General features: G+C 51.0%; 2 protein-coding genes. One reads left to right on the top strand and one right to left on the bottom strand.

Annotated elements, in window-relative coordinates; translation table 11 throughout:
- Positions 1-51: 51 nt before the first annotated feature.
- Positions 52-951: an O-acetylserine/cysteine exporter gene (gene eamA / locus FDW94_RS16550; RefSeq protein ID WP_008784746.1), complete on the bottom strand. Its 900-nt coding sequence runs from the start codon at positions 949-951 to the stop codon at positions 52-54.
- Positions 952-1149: 198 nt separating this feature from the next.
- Here eamA and ydeE point away from each other — a divergent pair.
- Positions 1150-2329 (top strand): efflux MFS transporter YdeE (gene ydeE, locus FDW94_RS16545; protein WP_137378034.1); only part of this gene is annotated, 1180 nt, incomplete at its 3' end.

Raw genomic sequence — 2329 nt, 5'->3', positions numbered from 1 at the left:
TGTTCACCATACATGCTTAACTGACGAGCATTACTCCACTGCGGGGCTTTTTTAGCCCCTCACCGACGCAACCTTACGCAACCGAAAGCCAAACACATTGATATACAACCCTGCCATGATCAGTAGCGCACCGAGCAGTTGCAATCCGGTCAGCGTTTCATCCAGCAGCACGGCGGCGCTTGCCAGTCCAACGACCGGCACCAACAGCGACAACGGCGCGACACGCCAGGTTTCATAGCGTCCGAGTAACGAACCCCAGATACCGTAACCCACAATGGTCGCCACAAACGCCAGATAAACCAGTGAAAGAATGGTGGTCATATCTATCTCCACCAGACTGTGGGTCATTTGCGTTGGACCATCCAGAAGCAATGATGCCAGGAAGAACGGAACAATGGGAATTAACGCGCTCCATACCACCAACGACATAACGGCTGGGCGCGAGGTATGCTGCATGATTTTTTTGTTAAAGATATTACCGCAGGCCCAGCTTAGCGCCGCCGCCAGCGTCAGCATAAAACCGAGCATGCCAACATGCTGACCGTTCAGACTGGCCTCAATCAGCACCAGCACGCCAAATACCGCCAGCGCAATCCCAACCAATTGTTTACCCTGCAGGCGCTCACCGAAAGCAAATGCGCCCAGAACAATGGTAAAAAACGCCTGAGCCTGCAATACCAGAGAAGCTAACCCTGCAGGCATACCGAATTTGATAGCGCTAAAGAGAAATGCGAACTGCCCAAAACTGATGGTCAGGCCATAGCCGAGCAACAGCGAAAGTGGGATTTTCGGCCTGGCAACAAAGAGTATTGCCGGAAACGCAACCAGTAAAAAACGTAATCCCGCCAACATTAGCGGTGGCATATTGTGCAGACCCACTTTAATAACGACAAAGTTCAGTCCCCAAACCACGACAACCAGTAACGCTAACAACCCGTCTTTACGCGACATACCACCGCCCCTGCAAATATTAAATTTTTGTAAACAAGTTAAAGTAACGGAAATCGTTGTGCCGTAACAGATCATTATTTCAGGTAGGCCACGCAAGGCATTTTCGGACAACTTATTGAGTGTACATCACAGTTTTGACATGCTATTTGTTTCTTATATCTAAAAAAAACATAACAACATGCATTGTCGGGCAGGCAAATGAATATCTCCTTGAGAAGGTCCACTCTCGCGTTACTCGCGTCATCTTTGTTATTAACAATTGGCCGTGGCGCCACTCTGCCATTTATGACGATTTACCTCAGTCGGCAGTATCATCTGAGCGTTGACCTGATCGGCTATGCGATGACGGTCGCGCTGACCATTGGCGTGGTGTTCAGCCTTGGCTTTGGTATTCTGGCCGACAAGTTCGATAAAAAACGCTATATGCTGCTGGCAATTTGTGGCTTTGCTTCCGGCTTTATTGCAATCCCGCTGGTGCATAACGTGGTGGTAGTGGTTTTACTCTTTGCCCTGATCAACTGTGCCTACTCCGTCTTCGCCACGGTGCTGAAGGCCTGGTTTGCCGATAATCTGTCAGCCACCAACAAGACTAAAATTTTCTCGCTTAACTATACCGTGCTGAATATTGGCTGGACCGTTGGTCCACCGCTGGGCACTCTACTGGTGATGCAAAGCATTAACCTGCCATTCTGGCTGGCTGCCGCCTGTTCAGCATTGCCACTGGTGTTTATCCAGACCTGGGTAAAACGTTCGACAGCACCATCAGAAGGTTTAAACGCCGCGGTGTGGTCCCCTTCGGTACTCCTGCGCGACCGGGCATTATTTTGGTTTACGTTATCGGCCTTTCTGGCATCGTTTGTTGGCGGTGCTTTTGCGTCCTGTATTTCGCAATACGTTATGGTGGTAGCGGATGGCGATTTTGCCGAGAAAGTGGTAGCAGTCGTCCTGCCCGTTAACGCCGCCATCGTAGTATCACTGCAATACGCACTTGGTCGTAGGCTCACCGCCACGAATATCCGCCCGTTGATGACAGTGGGTACAGTCTTCTTTGTCGTTGGCCTGGTCGGTTTCGCTTTCTCCGGCAACAGTCTGTTGTTATGGGGAATTTCTGCTGCCTTTTTCACTATCGGCGAAGTCATTTACGCGCCGGGTGAATACATGCTTATCGACAACATCGCGCCAGCAGGCATGAAAGCCAGCTATTTTTCCGCCCAGTCGTTGGGCTGGCTTGGCGCAGCGGTTAACCCATTAGTCAGCGGCGTCATTTTAACCACATTGCCGCCATGGTCGCTGTTTGTCGCGCTGATAGTGGCGATCGTTCTTGCCTGGGCGCTCATGATAAAAGGCATGCGCGCCAAGCCCTGGGGGCAGACGGTGG

Origin of the sequence: Citrobacter sp. wls757, assembly GCF_005280935.1 — a bacterium.
Taxonomy (GTDB): domain Bacteria; phylum Pseudomonadota; class Gammaproteobacteria; order Enterobacterales; family Enterobacteriaceae; genus Citrobacter; species Citrobacter portucalensis.
The sequence above is the reverse complement of the archived record's forward strand: the minus strand, read 5'-3'. Positions and strand labels throughout refer to the sequence as shown.

What these genes read in the sequence shown, in the direction of transcription:
- eamA (WP_008784746.1), bottom strand. Translation starts at nt 951, where the DNA reads ATGTCGCGTAAAGACGGGTTGTTAGCGTTACTGGTTGTCGTGGTTTGG.